The following is a 15,630-nucleotide window of genomic DNA, read 5'->3' on the forward strand; positions in this document are numbered from 1 at the left end:
ACACAGGAGCGCTGCTATGAACTGGGATCAAATCGAAGGCCAATGGAAACAACTCAAGGGCCGTGCCAAGGAACAATGGGGCAAGCTCACCGATGACGAGCTGGACCAGGCGGAAGGCAACCGCGAACAGCTTGAAGGCGCGATCCAGCAGAAATACGGCAAGACCAAAGACGAGGCGCGCAAGGAAGTCGACGAGTGGATCAAGAAGATGTGACGCTCGACGAAATCGGCGCCTTCGCAGGCGAGAAGACGGCCAGTTGTTCCTGCAACTGGCCATTTTCCCGTGAAGCCGCGCCACGTGCTGTAACCTGCGGGGACCGGGCCCGAGTACCCGTCCGGCCTGAAATCTCGGCGTCTTGCGGGAACAAACTCGCGGGCTTCCGCGTTCATGGGAAATGAATATGTCTTTTCGTGCCGAGCCGCTGGACCTTCCGACCCCCACCGACATGAGTGGAGACCGCCGCAAGGTCGGAGTTGAGATCGAACTCGCCGGTCTTTCCGAAAAAGAACTCGCACATCTCATCGCAGACGAATGCGGCGGGACGGTCGAAGAAGAGGCCGCCCATGAATTCCGGGTGCTCGATACGGATCTTGGCGATATCGAGGTCTATCTCGATACCGCATTCCGGAAGTCCGCCACCAGCAAATGGCACGAGGCCGGCCTTGATCTGGCCCGCGAGATCGTCCCGGTGGAGATCGTCACGGCACCTCTTGACCCGAACCAGTTGGGCCATCTTGACAGCATATGCGCCACGGCCCGCGAAAACGGCGCAATCGGAAGCCGCAGCGGCTGGCTTCTGGGTTTCGGCGTGCATCTCAATGTTCAGATCAAGGGCGAGCGGCTGGAGGATGTACTCCCCACATTGCAGGCCTATGCCCTCTGCGAGGATGTGCTGCGGCACACCGACCCCATCGACACCTCGCGCCGCCTTCTGCCCTTTGTCGACCCCTACTCCCGCGCCCTTGTCGATTGCCTCGCCAAGGCAGATTTCCGGACGATCGGCGATCTTATCGCCGCCTATCTGGAGACAGATCCGACGCGGGATCGCGGGCTCGACATGCTGCCGATCTTCAAACACATCGATCAGAAGGCGGTGGATGCCGCCGTTCACGGCCTGTCGCCGGTCAGCGCCCGGCCCGCCTATCACTACCGCCTGCCCGATTGCCGCATCGACGAGCCGGACTGGTCGGTCGGCGCGGAATGGGCCCGGTGGGTTGCCATCGAACGCATCGCCGAAGACGGTGCGGTGCTGGCGGAGCTTGCCTCCGCATGGGCAGACCATCGCGCGGCGCTCACCACCTTGCGGACCGACTGGGCGCAGACGGCCATGGAAATCCTCTCCCGGAGCGGCCATCGGGAGCTGCTGCCATGAAGCCCCGGATCGGCGTCACGGTCTCTCATCGCTCGGGCTGGCGGATCTTTCCGCTGATGGCTTTGGGCGTCTGGCTTGCGGGCGGCAAGGCGCTGCGCTGGCAGAGCGCCGAAGACGTGGATATCTCCGCGGTCAGCGGGGTCATCATCGGGGGTGGCGACGATATCGCGCCTGCGCTTTACGGCGGAGAGATCGTGATCGGCGCGCGGCTTGACGAGGCCCGCGACGAGATGGAGAAAAGCGTTCTGGAACAGGCTTTTGACGCGGGCTTGCCGATCCTGGGCATTTGCCGTGGCTCTCAGATGCTGAACGTGGTTCTGGGCGGCGATCTGGATCAGGATGCCTATGCCACGACCGGCGGGCGGCGCTTCAACACCATCCTGCCGCGAAAATCCGTACATATCAAACCGGGGTCGCGGCTGGCCCGGATCGCGGGCTTTGATGTGATGAAGGTCAACGCGATGAACACGCAGGCCGTCTGCAAGCTGGGGACCGGTCTTGCGGTGGCCGCTCGCGATGAGGACGGCATGATCCAGGCCGTGGAACGGGTGAAGGAGCCCTTTGCGCTTGGCGTTCAGTGGCATCCGGAGCATCTGTTTTACGCGCGCCGCCAGCGCGCCCTCTTCCGCGCGCTGGTCGCCGCTGCCAAGGCCTGCCAGCAGGATCGCCCGCAGCTTGGCGCCGTCGACCGGCAGGACGCGCAGGCAGACCCAGCCTGATATCGGGCAGCTGTTGGAACATTTCTTCATCTTTTCGCGTTTAGTCTCGAATCCGAAGCAACGGAGGGCCCTGAAATGACCTTGGACATGCTCCTGATAACCGCAAGCGGCCTGGTCTTCGTGGCCGTCACGATCATTGCGATCACCGCCAGACGGAAGACGGAAGACGGGGTCGATAAGGCGTCGAGAGTCAGATCGGACCTGTCCGACCATGACCGGAACCGTAGCGAGCCGAACCGCCGCTAATTTCGCAACTCGGCACGAAAAAGGGCACCGCTGATGGCGGTGCCCTTTTCGTTTTGACATGTTTCGATTTCAGAACAGTAGCATGACCTGCCGTGGTCAGTGCCGCGCGGCATCCTTGGCGCGGGCCACGACGCGCTCGCCCGCGTCGCGCAGCTTGTTTTCTGCGGTCGCCACGGCCTCTTCCCCGTCGGGCAGGTCCTCGGCAGCCTCCGCCGCCATGGTTTTTGCCTCGTCCAGTGCGGCCTCGCCCATGCGCTTGGCGCGCGCAACTTCTTCGTGCCAAACCCGTTCCGCCTCAGCCAGAAGCGCATCGCGATGCGCACCGAACTGCTCATCCTCGATTTGCGTGCGTGGCAGGGCCATGGCCGCCGCAGCCCCCACAACGGCGACAGCCGCACCGACAAGCAGGGGATGCTCGGCGAAGATCTTCTGCCCGCCCGCGGAGGCTCTGGACGCCGCCGCCTCGATCCGGGCCTGAGCGGAGATCGCCTTCTGACGCGCCTCGATCACCCGGGCGCGGGCCACATCGCTCAACTCCGCGGTCCCGTCATAAAGCGTTTCGCGCATTTTGGCGGCACTGCGGGCCACCTGGGTGCGGGCACGCTCGAATGCCGACGGCTCTTCTTCGGTGAACCGGTCTTTCCTGATCGCGGCATCCGCCGCCTCGACCCGGGCGGTGAAATCCTGCGGGTCCGTATCTTCCGCGAACCCGCCCGCCGTGGGGCGCGGGGTCGTGTCATAGGTCGCAGGCGACGGCTTCGTCTTGGTCGCGGACGCCCCACCCAGCACCAGCCAGGCAAGGCCCGCGCCGACAAGGCCCACGGCCACGGGGTTTTCCCGCACACCACGCACCAGTGTTTCGGCCACGTCGCCGCCATGGGTCTTGATGGTCTCGGACACGGTTTCAACCAGCTTTTCGGGCGAAAACTGCTCTGTCAGTTCCGAAAGGCTCTCGGCCAGCGCGCGACGTTCCTGCGCGATTTCGGTCTCAATATCTGCGGCGGTTTTCTCATTGGTCATGGATGCTCTCCTTCAGGGTCGCAAAATCGTTTGAGATCGTCTCGACCGTTTCGGTCGGGGCAAATCGGGTCGTCTTGAGAATGCTGATCCCCCTCGCGGCCAGCACGGCGGCGATCAGCAGCACCACACCGGAGACGGCCAGTGCCGCCCATCCGGGTGTCAGTCCCAGCTCGACAAGGCCGGCAACCGCCGCCCCCGCAAGCACGTTCAGCGCACTCAGCAACAAGATGGCGCCGATCACCAGCAAGCCGATCGCAAAGGCGGCGCGATTGACCTTCTCGCTCATCTCGGCCTTCGCCAGCTCGAATTCCTTCCGGATCAGCCGGCTCAGATGCAGCAGGACGGAAGAGATGAGCGACCCGGACTCTTTGGTATCGGGCGTGTCAGTCATGCGCTGTCGTTCCCCAGTTGCGCGGGCGCGGGCTGCGGGATGTGATGCGGCTGGACATCGCTCTGCATCGCCGGCTCCGGACTGCTGGCCTTCAGGAAGCGTCCGGCCGCGATGCCGAGAATGGCCGCCCCGCCGAGGAAGGCCGCCGGGTTGCGGCGGGCAAAGCTCGACAGACGTGTGGCGATCGTGCCCAGATCCGCCTCGCGCACGGCGTCTGCGGTCCGATCCAGTTGCCGTGCCACCGCCGCAACGGTTTCGGTATGCGGCGCGTCCTCCGTCATGCGTTCGGAAGTCCGCGAGACGCCATCGGCGACGGCGGTGATCTCATCGGCCAGCCGCGCCTTCACGCCGGAGGCTTCGGCTTCGACCTGCGCGCGCGCATCGTCTGCGGCAGTCGACGCCGCCGATTTGAGGTCTTCGGCAGCGGATTTGGCGCGCGATTGCGCGGCCTCCTTGGCTTCAAGCGCCTTGGATTTTACGGTCTGCTTCGCTTTCTTGATCTCTGTCATGGGGTCCTCCAATGCTGAGCTGGCCGGGGTCGGCGTCACGGCGCCCGTTCGGTCGCGGGCGCATCGGTCTCCGCGCCGAAGCCGGTCTCGTCCGGGTCCGTCGCCACCGTCAGGAAGAGAAGAAAGAGCAACCCCGCGAACACGACGACCCCGGCAATTCCGAAAAGAGCGCCGCGGTGACGCTTCGCCTGTTTCTGGACGTCTGTGTCTGGGGCGCTCATGTCGTTCTCCGATCCGTTCGTCAGGGATGAAACGTTTCCAAGGCCCGGATAGTTCCATCGCTCTCCCGCCGGCGGTGCAGCTTCGGAGCGGCCGCGCCCGGCGCCGATCCATGACTGTTTGGGGGATGGGGTTTCTCTCGTGGCGACCCGCGGGCAGCTCTTCAGCGCCGCCCGGAAGCCTCAAGGGAAAGGAGGCTGCGCAAGCCGGCGATCTGGCCGGTTTCCGCCAGCACCTCGGAAGGCCGCTCCAGAAAGGACGCGAGCGGATCATGATGCACGAGGCCGCCCGCGGCCTCTATCAGCACAAGGCCCGCCGCCGCATCCCAGATGTTGAGCATCGGCTCATGATAGGCATCGAACCACCCCGCCAGAACCCCGAGAAACCCAATGGTCGCGGCCCCGTGGCGGCGGTGCTCGATACCATCGGCCAAAAGCGCCTCGATCCGGGCCAGATAGTCGGGAAGCGATCCGCGCGCGGAGTATCCCAGAGCCACGATCGGGCCCATGGTGCGCGCCGCATCAAGGCGGATTTCGACCCCGTTCAGACGGGCCTTGCCCCCGCGCGCGGCCGCGGCGGTCAGGCCCAGATCCGGGGCGTGGATGACCCCTGCGGTCAGCGCCTCCCCGTCGAAATAGGCGATGGAGATCGCCCAGTCCGGCGTGCCACGGGCGAAATTCACCGTCCCGTCGATCGGATCGACGATCCAGCAGGCCCGGCCCGCACCCGTCCGCCCCTTTTCCTCGCCCAGGACGGAGGCGGCGGGATCGGTTTCGGCCAGCCGGTTCCGAACCAGCGCCTCCACGGCGTGATCGGCGGCGGTAACCAGATCCATCGGCCCCTTTTCGGTGATGTCGAGCCGTTCCGGGTCGGACCGGAGGGACCGCGCAAGGGCCGCGGCCTCGTCGGCGAGCGAAACGGCGAGCGCCAGGCGATCAACGGTCATGTCTGGTGGTTCCCCGATAGACCGGCACAAGGGTCTGGGTTACGGTGCGCGGCGCCATGTCGATATCGGCGGCGCGTTCCTTCAGCAGCCGCATCGCCAGCGCGGCCTGCTCTTCCAGATCCTGATGGACGGTCGAGAGATCATACGCGGCCCATCCGGCTTGTTCGATATCGTCAAAGCCGACAAGCTGGATCTCGTCGGGCACGGCGCAGCCAAGGTCGAAGCGCAGCGCATCCAGCGCGCCCATCGCCATCAGATCCGTCGCGCAAAAGAGCCCGTCGACCCCCTCCAGCGCCGCCGATTGCGCCTTCAGCGCGGCCCGCGCACTGCCATAGGCCGGGTCGTCGGCCAGCAGCATCCTGCAGGGCACCCCGGCAGCCTCGGCACGGCCCATGAATGCGTGGATGCGCCCGGCGACGGAGAAGGTTTCCACCCTCGGCGCAAGACAGGCCAGATTGGCCGCACCCGAGGATCGGAGCATGTCGAAGACCAGTTTGCCGCTGGTTTCACTGTCGGCGACGATCCTGTCGCCCCAGCTTGTCTTGCCCGCCCGGTTGATCAGCACCACCGGCAGGCCAAGGCGGCCGCAATCCTCGATCAGGGCGCTTGGCGGCGTGTCCGAGGTCACGATCATTCCGGCCACGCTATAGCCGAGAAGCCCGTCGATCAGCCCGCCGACCTCGTCCGGTTTTTCGGCCGTGAGCAGCATCGGCCGGAACCCTTCCCGGATGAGGGACTGCCCCAGAAGGCGCACCTGCCGCGACCGGAGCGGTGTGTCCAGCCGCGACGCGACCAGACCCACGATCCCGGAATGCTGGCCTTGCAGACCGCGTGCCAGCGAATTGACCCGGTAGCCCAGTTCGGTGGCGGCGGCGTGAACTTTCTGGCGCGTCGCCTCGGCGATATGGGCCCCGGGCGTATAGGCCCGGGAGACCGCCGAGCGCGACACCCCGGCCAGCCGGGCGACATCGAAGGAGGTGGGTTTGCGTTTCGGGCCGTCGGTCATGAAATGTCACATGCCGCAAGGTGCCGCCGAAAGGCGAAGGGATCGTCCAGATTGACCATATCGGGGCGCATCGCGATGATCCGATCGAAGATATCGGGCGTCTTTTCCATGTAGGCGACCATGCTGCGGATGCGACCCCCCCGGAGTGCCGCGACCTCCAGCGGATCGTCACTCGGCAGGAATTCGATCAGATCGGCGCCATAATCGTCAATGGCGGCTTGCAGGTCCGGGTAATCCTGCCGACGTGCCATGATCCGCGCGGTCGGCGCGAGCGACCGCAGGTTGCGCAGAAAATCACGATTGAAGGACCAGAAGAACACCCGCTCCTGCAGCCCGGCCTGGGTCACCTGATCCCAGACCGGCGCAGGCGGGGCCGATTTGAGCTCCAGATAAAGCTGCCCGTCATGTTTCAGCGCGACCGCCAGCACCTCTTGCAGGGTCGGTATCCGCGTGCCGGCAAAAAACGGGTCGAACCAACCCCCCGCATCCAGCGCCCGCAGCTCCGCCAGCGTCATCGCCGGGACCGGACCGGTGCCGGAGGTCGTGCGATCCAGCGTCGGGTCATGGATCACGACGATCCTGCCGTCGGTCGTGAGGTGCAGATCGACCTCCGCATGGGAAAAGCCGGCGGCCAGCGCGCATTCCACGGCCGGCAGGGTGTTTTCCGGGGCGATCCTGTTGGCCCCGCGATGGCACACGACCTCCACCGGCCATGTGGCGGGCGGGCGAAACGGGTTCACCAGTTCGGGCATGTCCGAGCAGATACCGGTGACCGGACGGGTGCGGATCGCGGCCATGCGCACCGGGTCTTCCTCATGCCAGAGGACCACCCGCTGACCATCCGCAAAGGCACGCCGAAAGAAGCTCTCGGTCAGGGTATCCTGCGGGCGCTCCATCCGTTCCCAGCACAGGTGGATGATATCCGCGCGCGGCGCATGATCGTGCGGATCGGCCCCAAGCGGCACCAGCGCTGCAATCGGATAGGGGCAACCGGCATGGCGCAGCAGATCGGTCACATCGGTGTCGAAGGCGCCCAGAATGGCAAGGTCGATCTCGTGGGTCTTCAGCCCGGCCAGCGTGGGCAGGCTGGCATTGATGTCCTTGATATCGGCGTAGATACCCGCGCCGGTTTCCGCCGCCAGCGCCAGAACATCCGTAAGAAGCGGGCAATCGGGTTTGGCTTTGCGCAATTCGGCCAGTGTCACATCGGCAATAGCGCGGCCATCGGCCAGTGCCGGATCGTGGAAGGCCACAATCGCGCCATCCGCCGTCATTCGAATATCGACCTCCCACATATCGGCGCCAAGCTCCGCGGCCTTACGGAACGCCGCAAGCGTGTTGTCCGGCGCATAGGCGGAGGCGCCGCGATGCGCGATCGCATAGGGTCGCGGCGGCAGTGGCTGGTCGATCACAGGCGCGCGCCTTCCGATGAGAATGCAAGTATGCGTTTGGCATCGACCCCCCAATCGACCCGCTGGCCAAGCGCATGCCCGGTGCCCGAAGGCAGGATCGCGCGCAATTCCGCGCCGGAGGCAAGGCGGATATCGACCAGCTCCTCCCTGCCCTGCGGCTCGACAAAGACCACCTCGCCCTCCAGCCCGGTGCCGAATTGGGGGCCGACATGTTCAGGCCGGATGCCAAGCGTGATCTCGCCCCTGGCCTGCAACCCGTCCGGCCTCGCGATCCGGAGCCCGTGCCCCAGATCGAGGCTGTCACCCGATTGCGCCTGCACGAAGGAGATGGGCGGATTGCCCAGAAAACCCGCCACGAACTTGTCCGCCGGGTCTGTATACATCCCCATCGGCGTATCAAGCTGCACGATCCCCCCGTCCTTCATCAGCGCGATCCGGTCACACATCGACATCGCCTCCACCTGATCGTGGGTGACGAGGATCGCGGTGATCCCGGTTTCGCGCTGGATGCGCCGGATCTCGGATCGCATTTCAAGCCGCAGCTTGGCGTCGAGATTGGCCAGCGGTTCGTCAAGCAGCAGAACATCGGGTTTGCGCACCATCGCGCGGGCCAGCGCCACGCGCTGCTGCTGCCCGCCCGACAGTTGCGCCGGGCGCCGGTCCAGCAGGTTCGAGATCTGCACGAGCTCCGCCATCCGGCCCACCTCATCGGTGATCTCGGATCTGGTCTTGCGCTGAACCCGCAAGGGAAAGGCGATGTTCTGGGCGACGGTCATGTGCGGGTAGAGCGCGTAGTTCTGGAACACGACACCGACCGGGCGCTGTTGCGCGGGCAACCGTGTCACCTCCTCCTCCCCGAAATGGAGCGTGCCGCCATCCATCTTGTGAATGCCGCAGATCGCAAACAGCGTCGTGGATTTTCCGCAGCCCGACGGGCCCAGAAGCGCCATCATCTCGCCGCTTCGGACGGTCAGGTCCATCTTGTCGATCACCGTCACATCGCCGAAGCGTTTGGTGAATTTGCTCAGCCTGAGATCCATCAGCCCTTCGTACCTCCGCCGTAAATGTTCATGAGCTGTTTCTGGAACAGCAGGTAGACCAGGATCACCGGCAGCGAATAGAACATGCCGACCGCCTTGAAGAGGCCGAAATCCTGGTTGGTATCGTCGTTGATCACGGCGTTCATGTAGGTCGCCAGAACCTGCGCCCCCGAGCCCGGCGCCAGCACCAGCGGCAGCACGAATTCCGACCACGCCGCAAGGAAGGAGATGATCAAGAGCGCCGAGAGGCCCGGTTTGATCTGCGGCAGGACCAGTTCCCACCAGACGCGCAGCCGGCTTGCGCCATCCTGCACGCCCGCCATCTCGATCTCCCACGGCACGGTGTCGTAGAAGCCCTTCATGATCCAGATGCCGAAGGGCAGTTCCAGCGCCGCCTTCACCAGAATGATCCCCAGAAGCGTGTCATAAAGCCCCATGATCTGCAGGATGATGAAAATCGCGATGATCAGGGTGACGGTCGGGAAGGCATGCAGGATGATCAGCCCCCCCAGAAACAGGGGCCGGGCGGGCAGGTTCAGACGCGACAGGGCATAGCCCGCCGTCAGCGACAGCGCACAGACAAGAAAGGAGGTGATGCTGGCAAAGAGGAACGTGTTCAGCGTGACCCGCCAGATGGAGGGGCGACCGCTGTCGATACTGCCCCATAGAAAGCGCCAGTTCTGCAGGTCCAGCTCGCCCGGGATCAACGAGCCCGGCGCGGGCGCGGCGACGCTTTCGACAACCTGGAACACATACATGATGATCAGCGGCAGAGAGAAAATGCCGAGGATCGCCACAAGATGCCAGATGCGTGCATGTCCCGTCATTGTTCGATCCTCGGCTTGGCGACCAGTTCCCTGAAGTTGAAAAAGCGAAGGTAGAGCGCCGACAGAACGATGCCGATCACCACCAGGATCAGCGCAAAGGCGGCGCCAAGCCCGTATTGCAGATTGCCCCCGTAATTGCTGAGCGCCGTGTGATACGCGGCGAGCGCCCAGACTTCGGTCGTGCTCCCCGGCCCGCCATCGGTGGCAAGCAGGATGTATTCGAAAGAGGTGAGCAGGCTGAGCGTCTGGTACGATGTCAGGAACAGGATCGGCCAGCGCATCTGCGGCAGGATGATGTAGCGCACCTGCTGCCAGCGGTTCGCACCATCCACCTCGGAGGCATAGAGCATCGGAAGCGGGATCGCCTTGATCGCCGAGGAAAACAGGATCATCCCGAGCGACGCACCGACGAAGCCGTTGATCAGGATGATCACGGTCCAGGCGTGGGTCGGGGTCTGCATCATCCAGTTCTGCTGCGGGACGCCGAACCAGCCGGTGACCGTGGCGATGAAACCGTTATCCCAGGTGAACCAGTTCCACATCAGCACATACATGACCGGCGGCAGGATGCGGGGCAGGAACCAGATCGAGCGGAAGACATTCGCAAGCTTCAGCGGCAGGTAGAAGGTCGAGATCGCCAGAAAGAGGCCGAAGGTGATGTTGAACGCCAGCGTGCAGACAACATAGAACGCCGTGTTCAGCACATAGCGCAGGGTCGAAGGCAGCTCGAAAAGAAGCGAGAAGTTGTCGCTGGTCCAGATCCAGCCGGTATAGGCCGCGGTGACAAGCGCGTCGTGATCCGTAGGGTTTATGCCCGTGTCCGAAAGGGCGTCGCGAAACGCGGTTTCGGTGTCGTATCTCTCGCCGACGATCGTGACGGCGAAAAGGTCGGCGGCGGCCTTGCGCTCGCGGGTGTTGCGGATCGGATTGTCGTCCAAATCGCGCAGCAGGCGCTCCAGATCGCGGCGCGCCTCGAATGTGTCGCCAAGGTAATCCTCGCGCAACTCCTGTGCACGGTCTTCGCCGAACGCGGCGGCCATGCGCGCCAGCCCGACCTCGGTAATCGCGTATCCCGCCTCGCCAAGCTGCGTGACGGTCTCCGCGCTTACGCCCTGCGCGGGCAGGTCGCGCAGATCGGTTTCAATGATCAGGTACTCGCCGCCGCTGATGCCCGTGGAGGTGGACATGTTCGTGAAGGAGAATACCGCGGTCAGCAGGACCGGCAGCAGGAAGAACAACGACACCGCGACAAGTGCGGGAGCCAGAAAACCGATACCAAGCAGGCGGGCGCGCATGAGGGAGACCTCTTTGCAGGAAGGGATCGGGACGCCGTTCTTCGGCGCCCCGTCACAGGTGGCCGCCCTAGCGGATGATCAGATCGTCGCCCAGGGTCGCGCGCATCTGCGCCTCGACCTCGGCAACGGCCTCCTCGACACTCTGGGTGCCGCTCCACGCGGATTCCAGACCGCTGAACATCGCCTCGGAAAAGGCCCCGTATTGCAGATGGTTGGGTTGCGCATTGGCCGAGGCCAGCAGCACCTCGGTCGCCTCTGACGCCCATCTGTCGCCGCTGTAGAGATCCAGACCCTGCTGCGCCTGCGCCACCGCAAGATGGTTCGACTTGATCGCGTGCAGCGTGTTCAGGCGCGGCTCGGTCGCGATGGCCACCAGTTGTGCGGCAATCTCTTCGGCCCGGTCATCGTCCTGATCGGTCAGCAGATAGACAAGCGGATGCGTGATCGTGTTGGGGCGGCCGGCATCATTGCCCGCCGGGATCAGCGAAAACTGGATCGTGTTCCAGAAATCCTCGTTCCCCTCGCGGCCGTAGCGGCCGAAATGCCATGTCCCGCCATGCCAGAACGCGGCACGGCCATTGGCGACCTCGTTGTACCACTGGTCCCAGTCGGTGCCGATATGGTTCTGCCGGGTCACGCCCGCCTCCACCGCATCGACAAAGAACTGGTAGAATTCGGTCATCGCCGCGCGGTCGAAGACCAGTTGTCCGGTTTCGGGGTCGATCAGTTCGCCGCCGAAGGACTGATAGAACTGCGCATAGTCCGGCCCGTTGGAGACGCGCGGGTAAAACCCGTATCCTTCCTCCACAAGGCCCATTTCGACGGCGCGGGTGGCATCGGCCAGCATGTCGCGGAGCGTGTAATCGCCGCTGGCGACCATGTCGGGTAATGCATCGATCTGCTCTTCGGTATAGCCCAGCCCGCTCATCGTTTCGCGCCAGAAGAAGAAGGGGCGCGACTCGGAATCCTGCGGCACACCCCATTGCGTGCCGCCGAAGGCGGCGATTTCCATGAGGTTCGGATAGACGTTGTTCAGCGGCCAGGCATCCAGATCGACATAATCCTCGACCGGCACGATGTACCCGGCCTGGCTCCACGGGGCGATGTCGAGATGCGAGGTGACGACGATACTGGGCGCGGTGCCGGCCTCGGCACCAAGCGTCACGGCCTGCTTGAATTCATCCCATCCGGCGAAATCCCACCGGCCGTCGACGGTGATGTCGATCTCTTCGCCCCGGATCGCGGCTTCGCGCTCCAGAATGTCGGCGGCCATCTCGATCGCCTCGATACGGTAACTGTCGTTGTCGTTCGAACCTCCGGCCCAGACGGTGATGGTGATCTGCTCGGCAAGGGCCGGAGCCGCGAGGGCAGCGAAGGCAGCGGCGATAGCCGTGCTGCGGGTCAATATGGTCATCAGTTTCTCCAAAGAACGATTGTGGCAGAGGATGCGCCAGAGTGCACACGTGTGCAGAGCCTCTTCGATTCTTGTAACACCATCAAGACAATGTTTGCCGCTACGTCAGCCTGGGGATGGAGACCGGACCCGGAAATCGGCCCCGCCAAGCGCCTCGATCCGCGGGCCGGGCGTCTGGTCAGGTCATCCCGCGGGCAGGCCGCCGGGCGCCAATCCGGCACACCCGCCAAGCCCCCTTCTCCGGCCCGAAAAGAGGCTCAGGTCACCTTGTTCGCCGTCTTGTATGCCGGATCGTCCCAAAGCCGGTTGGCCATGATGTCCTGCAAGATGCCGGCGGCCGCCACGATATCGTCCTCGTCCAGATAAAGCGGGGTAAAGCCGAAGCGCATGATATCCGGCGCGCGGAAATCGCCGATGACGCCACGGGCGATCAGCGCCTGCATCGCGGCATATCCCTCTGCAAACGCAAAGGAAACCTGGGACCCCCGCATCGCCGGCTCCCGCGGGCTGGCCAGCACCAGTTCCGGGCAGCGGGCTTCCACCTCCTGAATGAAGCGTTCCGACAAGCGGATCGAAGCGGCCCGGATTTCATCCATCGTCACACCGTCCCAGACGGACATCGCTTCCTCCAGCGCGCTCATCTGAAGAACCGGCGGCGTGCCCACGCGCATCCTCTCGATGCCCGCGGCCGGGCGATAGTCCAGATCGAAGGCAAAGGGCGCGTCATGGCCCATCCATCCCGACAGGGCGGGCCGTACCTGATCCATGATATCGGGCCGCACATAGATGAAGGCCGGCGCGCCGGGGCCGCCATTGAGATACTTGTAGCTGCACCCGACCGCGAATTCGCAGTGCGATCCGGTCAGGTCCACCGGCAGCGCACCCGCCGAATGGGCCAGATCCCAGATCATCACCGCCCCGGCATCATGGGCCCGCCTTGTCAACTCCGCCATGTCGTGCTTGCGGCCCGTGCGGTAATCAACTTCCGTCAGCATCACCGCCGCCACAGTCTCGTCCATTGCGCCCGCGACGTCCTCGGGGTCCACGATCCTCAGCTCGTGGCCTTGCCCGAGCGAGGTCAGAAGCCCCCTCGCCATGTAAAGATCGGTTGGGAAATTGCCGCTGTCGGACAGGACCACCTTGCGGTCCGGGCGCATCTCCAACGCTGCCGCCAGCGCCTGATAGACCTTGATCGACAGGGTATCGCCCATCATGACGCTGCCCTCCGGCGCGCCGATCAACCGGGCCACCAGACCGCCGACACGCCCGGGCTGATCCATCCAACCGGCGTCGTTCCAGCCCCGGATCAGGCTTGTGCCCCATTCCGCCCCGATCACGTCGCCCACCCGCGCCCTGACCGATTTCGGCAGGGGACCAAGGGAGTTGCCATCGAGATAGATCACGCCCTCGGGCAGATCGAACAGGTCCTTTCTGGGTAATGTTGCCATGGTCTAAAGCCCTCCGCGCAAGTGCCAGAGTTCGGGAAACAGCTCCACCTCCAGCATTCGGCGCAGATATTGCACACCGCTGGTGCCGCCGGTACCGCGTTTGAACCCGATGACGCGCTCCACCGTCGTGACATGGTTGAACCGCCACCGCCGGAAGTAATCCTCAAGATCGACCAGCTTCTCGGCCAGCTCGTAGAGTGTCCAATAGGTTTCCGGCGCCCGGTAGATCTTGGTCCAGGCCGCGATGACGGTCTCATCGGACTGATGCGGCGCGTCCATCCGGAACACGGCCGGATCGAAGGAGATCCCGGTCTCTCCCGAGAGCGCATCGAGCGCCACATGATAGAGCGAGGGCCGCGCCAGTTCGTCCTGCAGCAGCCGGTGCAGTTCGGGCCTGTGTTCATGCATCTTCATCATGCTGGTGTTGCGATTGCCAAGCGCATATTCGATCAGCCGGTACTGGTGCGACTGAAACCCCGACGAATTGCCCAGAGCCTCGCGGAAGGTCGTGTAATCGCTTGGCGTCATCGTGCGCAGCACATCCCAGGCCGAGTTCAACTGATCGAAGATCCGGGCGACCCGCGTCAGCATCTTTAAGGCCGGCTGGAACTGCCCGCGGCCTATCAGATCGCGGGCCGCCGATATCTCGTGCAGCACAAGCCGCATCCACAACTCGGAGGTCTGATGCTGAATGATGAACAGCATCTCGTCATGGGCGTCGGACAGGAGATGCTGCGCGCCCAGCACCTGATCCATCCGCAGATAGTCGCCATAGCTCATGTCTTTCCTGAAAGACATCTTGGCGCCGTCATCGGTGGGGTCATAGGCATCGGTCATGGGGTCACCTTCTTGGGTGCGGTCAGTGTGTTCACCAAGGGGCTTTCGGCATCGGCCAGCGCGGAGATGACCGAGAAATGATCCTGCCCCGGCTCGTAAACCTCGCTGGTATCGGCACCTTTCGCGCCCCAGATCTCGCCGATCAGGCGGGTCTGTCGAACCAGTTCCGGACGCTCGGCCGCCCCGACCCAGAAACAGATCGGGATCGTCTCATGCGGGTCCTGCAGCGCCGGGCTCTCGGCCTCCGCCTCCGCCTCGCTCAGGCGCAGGGTCTTGTTCATATCGGTCTGCAGAAGCGGGCGCAGATCATGAATGCCGCTGACCGAGATCGCCCGTTCCAGCCGATCCAGCACCGGGCTGTCCAACGGACCCGATCTGCACAGCATCCGGGATACGAGATGCCCGCCCGCGGAATGGCCGATGATCCGGATCGGGCCCGGCACCTCGCCTGCCGCGGCGGTGATCGCCGCGCCGATCTCCCGCGTGATCTCCGAAATGCGCGCCTCCGGTGCAAGCGTATAGCTGGGGATCGCCATCGCCCAACCATGGGACAGCGGACCGGCGGCCATATGCGACCAGAAGGACCTGTCCAGCGCCTTCCAATAGCCGCCATGGATGAACACGATCAGCCCTTTCGGCTTTGTCCCCGGCAAGAACAGGTCGAACCGGTTTCGCGGTCCCGGCCCGTAAGGAATATCCAAACGCGCCCGGCCTGCCGGCATGGCCCGGTCCCGATAGGCCGATGCCGCATCGGACCAAAGCCCGGCCAGCTTGTCGCTGCCGGGTACATAGCTGGAATTGTCGAACGCGTCCGTCCAGTCGATCATCGCCCCTTCCCTTTCAACGCCCCAGTCATACGCAATGGTTAGGCCTTCCGAAAATAAACTTCAAGCTTAAAATTTTATACTTGAAATACTTTCAGTGCCGG

The 15,630-nt window shown here is 64.1% G+C and carries 18 protein-coding genes; 4 read left to right on the forward strand and 14 right to left on the reverse strand.

Going from position 1 to position 15,630, the window contains the following annotated elements:
- Nucleotides 1–16 precede the first annotated feature (16 nt).
- From ACQ651_RS09795 to ACQ651_RS09810, 4 genes are all read left to right on the forward strand, one after another.
- Nucleotides 17–214 (forward strand): CsbD family protein, encoded by a 198-nt coding sequence (locus ACQ651_RS09795; RefSeq protein WP_227284735.1) that lies wholly within the window; start codon nt 17–19, stop codon nt 212–214.
- Nucleotides 215–401: 187 nt separating this feature from the next.
- Nucleotides 402–1,373, forward strand: coding sequence for an amidoligase family protein (locus tag ACQ651_RS09800; RefSeq protein ID WP_227284737.1), 972 nt, complete (start codon nt 402–404; stop codon nt 1,371–1,373).
- Nucleotides 1,370–2,092: a gamma-glutamyl-gamma-aminobutyrate hydrolase family protein gene (locus ACQ651_RS09805; protein WP_227284738.1), complete on the forward strand. Its 723-nt coding sequence runs from the start codon at nt 1,370–1,372 to the stop codon at nt 2,090–2,092. Before ACQ651_RS09800 ends, ACQ651_RS09805 begins: the two co-directional genes overlap by 4 nt.
- Before the next feature lie 87 nt (nt 2,093–2,179).
- The gene (locus ACQ651_RS09810; protein ID WP_430449156.1) at nt 2,180–2,338 is read left to right on the forward strand and encodes a hypothetical protein; all 159 of its coding nucleotides are present in this window, start codon (nt 2,180–2,182) and stop codon (nt 2,336–2,338) included.
- A gap of 96 nt (nt 2,339–2,434) precedes the next feature.
- On the opposite strand, the gene ACQ651_RS09815 is transcribed toward ACQ651_RS09810, so the two are convergent.
- The 14 genes from ACQ651_RS09815 to ACQ651_RS09880 form a co-directional block, all read right to left on the reverse strand.
- Nucleotides 2,435–3,358 carry a DUF3618 domain-containing protein gene (locus ACQ651_RS09815; protein WP_430449157.1) on the reverse strand — a complete coding sequence of 308 codons (924 nt, stop codon included), beginning with the start codon at nt 3,356–3,358 and terminating at the stop codon, nt 2,435–2,437.
- Nucleotides 3,348–3,749 (reverse strand): phage holin family protein, encoded by a 402-nt coding sequence (locus ACQ651_RS09820; protein WP_430449158.1) that lies wholly within the window; start codon nt 3,747–3,749, stop codon nt 3,348–3,350. The genes ACQ651_RS09815 and ACQ651_RS09820 overlap by 11 nt, the downstream gene beginning before the upstream one ends.
- Complete coding sequence (locus ACQ651_RS09825) at nt 3,746–4,258, reverse strand: hypothetical protein (protein ID WP_430449159.1); 513 nt, start codon at nt 4,256–4,258, stop codon at nt 3,746–3,748. The genes ACQ651_RS09820 and ACQ651_RS09825 overlap by 4 nt, the downstream gene beginning before the upstream one ends.
- Nucleotides 4,259–4,293: 35 nt before the next feature.
- Nucleotides 4,294–4,479, reverse strand: coding sequence for a hypothetical protein (locus tag ACQ651_RS09830; protein ID WP_227284746.1), 186 nt, complete (start codon nt 4,477–4,479; stop codon nt 4,294–4,296).
- A 161-nt stretch (nt 4,480–4,640) separates the two neighbouring features.
- Nucleotides 4,641–5,423, reverse strand: a complete 783-nt coding sequence (locus ACQ651_RS09835; RefSeq protein WP_430449160.1) for an inositol monophosphatase family protein — start codon at nt 5,421–5,423, stop codon at nt 4,641–4,643.
- Entirely contained in the window at nt 5,413–6,429 is a 1,017-nt protein-coding gene (locus tag ACQ651_RS09840) for a LacI family DNA-binding transcriptional regulator (protein ID WP_430449161.1), read from the reverse strand. The genes ACQ651_RS09835 and ACQ651_RS09840 overlap by 11 nt, the downstream gene beginning before the upstream one ends.
- Entirely contained in the window at nt 6,426–7,841 is a 1,416-nt protein-coding gene (locus ACQ651_RS09845; RefSeq protein WP_430449162.1) for a glycerophosphodiester phosphodiesterase, read from the reverse strand. Before ACQ651_RS09845 ends, ACQ651_RS09840 begins: the two co-directional genes overlap by 4 nt.
- Nucleotides 7,838–8,881, reverse strand: coding sequence for an ABC transporter ATP-binding protein (locus tag ACQ651_RS09850; RefSeq protein WP_430449163.1), 1,044 nt, complete (start codon nt 8,879–8,881; stop codon nt 7,838–7,840). The genes ACQ651_RS09845 and ACQ651_RS09850 overlap by 4 nt, the downstream gene beginning before the upstream one ends.
- Nucleotides 8,881–9,708 (reverse strand): carbohydrate ABC transporter permease, encoded by an 828-nt coding sequence (locus ACQ651_RS09855; RefSeq protein ID WP_227284751.1) that lies wholly within the window; start codon nt 9,706–9,708, stop codon nt 8,881–8,883. Before ACQ651_RS09855 ends, ACQ651_RS09850 begins: the two co-directional genes overlap by 1 nt.
- Nucleotides 9,705–11,003, reverse strand: coding sequence for an ABC transporter permease subunit (locus ACQ651_RS09860; RefSeq protein WP_430449164.1), 1,299 nt, complete (start codon nt 11,001–11,003; stop codon nt 9,705–9,707). Before ACQ651_RS09860 ends, ACQ651_RS09855 begins: the two co-directional genes overlap by 4 nt.
- 67 nt (nt 11,004–11,070) lie before the next feature.
- The gene (locus tag ACQ651_RS09865; RefSeq protein ID WP_430449165.1) at nt 11,071–12,417 is read right to left on the reverse strand and encodes an ABC transporter substrate-binding protein; all 1,347 of its coding nucleotides are present in this window, start codon (nt 12,415–12,417) and stop codon (nt 11,071–11,073) included.
- 257 nt (nt 12,418–12,674) lie between these two features.
- Nucleotides 12,675–13,865 carry a kynureninase gene (gene kynU / locus ACQ651_RS09870; protein ID WP_430449166.1) on the reverse strand — a complete coding sequence of 397 codons (1,191 nt, stop codon included), beginning with the start codon at nt 13,863–13,865 and terminating at the stop codon, nt 12,675–12,677.
- 3 nt (nt 13,866–13,868) lie between these two features.
- Nucleotides 13,869–14,702, reverse strand: a complete 834-nt coding sequence (locus tag ACQ651_RS09875) for a tryptophan 2,3-dioxygenase (protein WP_430449167.1) — start codon at nt 14,700–14,702, stop codon at nt 13,869–13,871.
- A complete protein-coding gene (locus ACQ651_RS09880; protein WP_430449168.1) occupies nt 14,699–15,529 on the reverse strand; it encodes an alpha/beta hydrolase in 831 nt (276 codons plus the stop codon). The genes ACQ651_RS09875 and ACQ651_RS09880 overlap by 4 nt, the downstream gene beginning before the upstream one ends.
- Nucleotides 15,530–15,630: the final 101 nt, after the last annotated feature.

The sequence above is a fragment of the Rhodophyticola sp. genome, from assembly GCF_965284195.1.
In the GTDB taxonomy this organism is placed as follows: Bacteria; Pseudomonadota; Alphaproteobacteria; order Rhodobacterales; family Rhodobacteraceae; genus Rhodophyticola.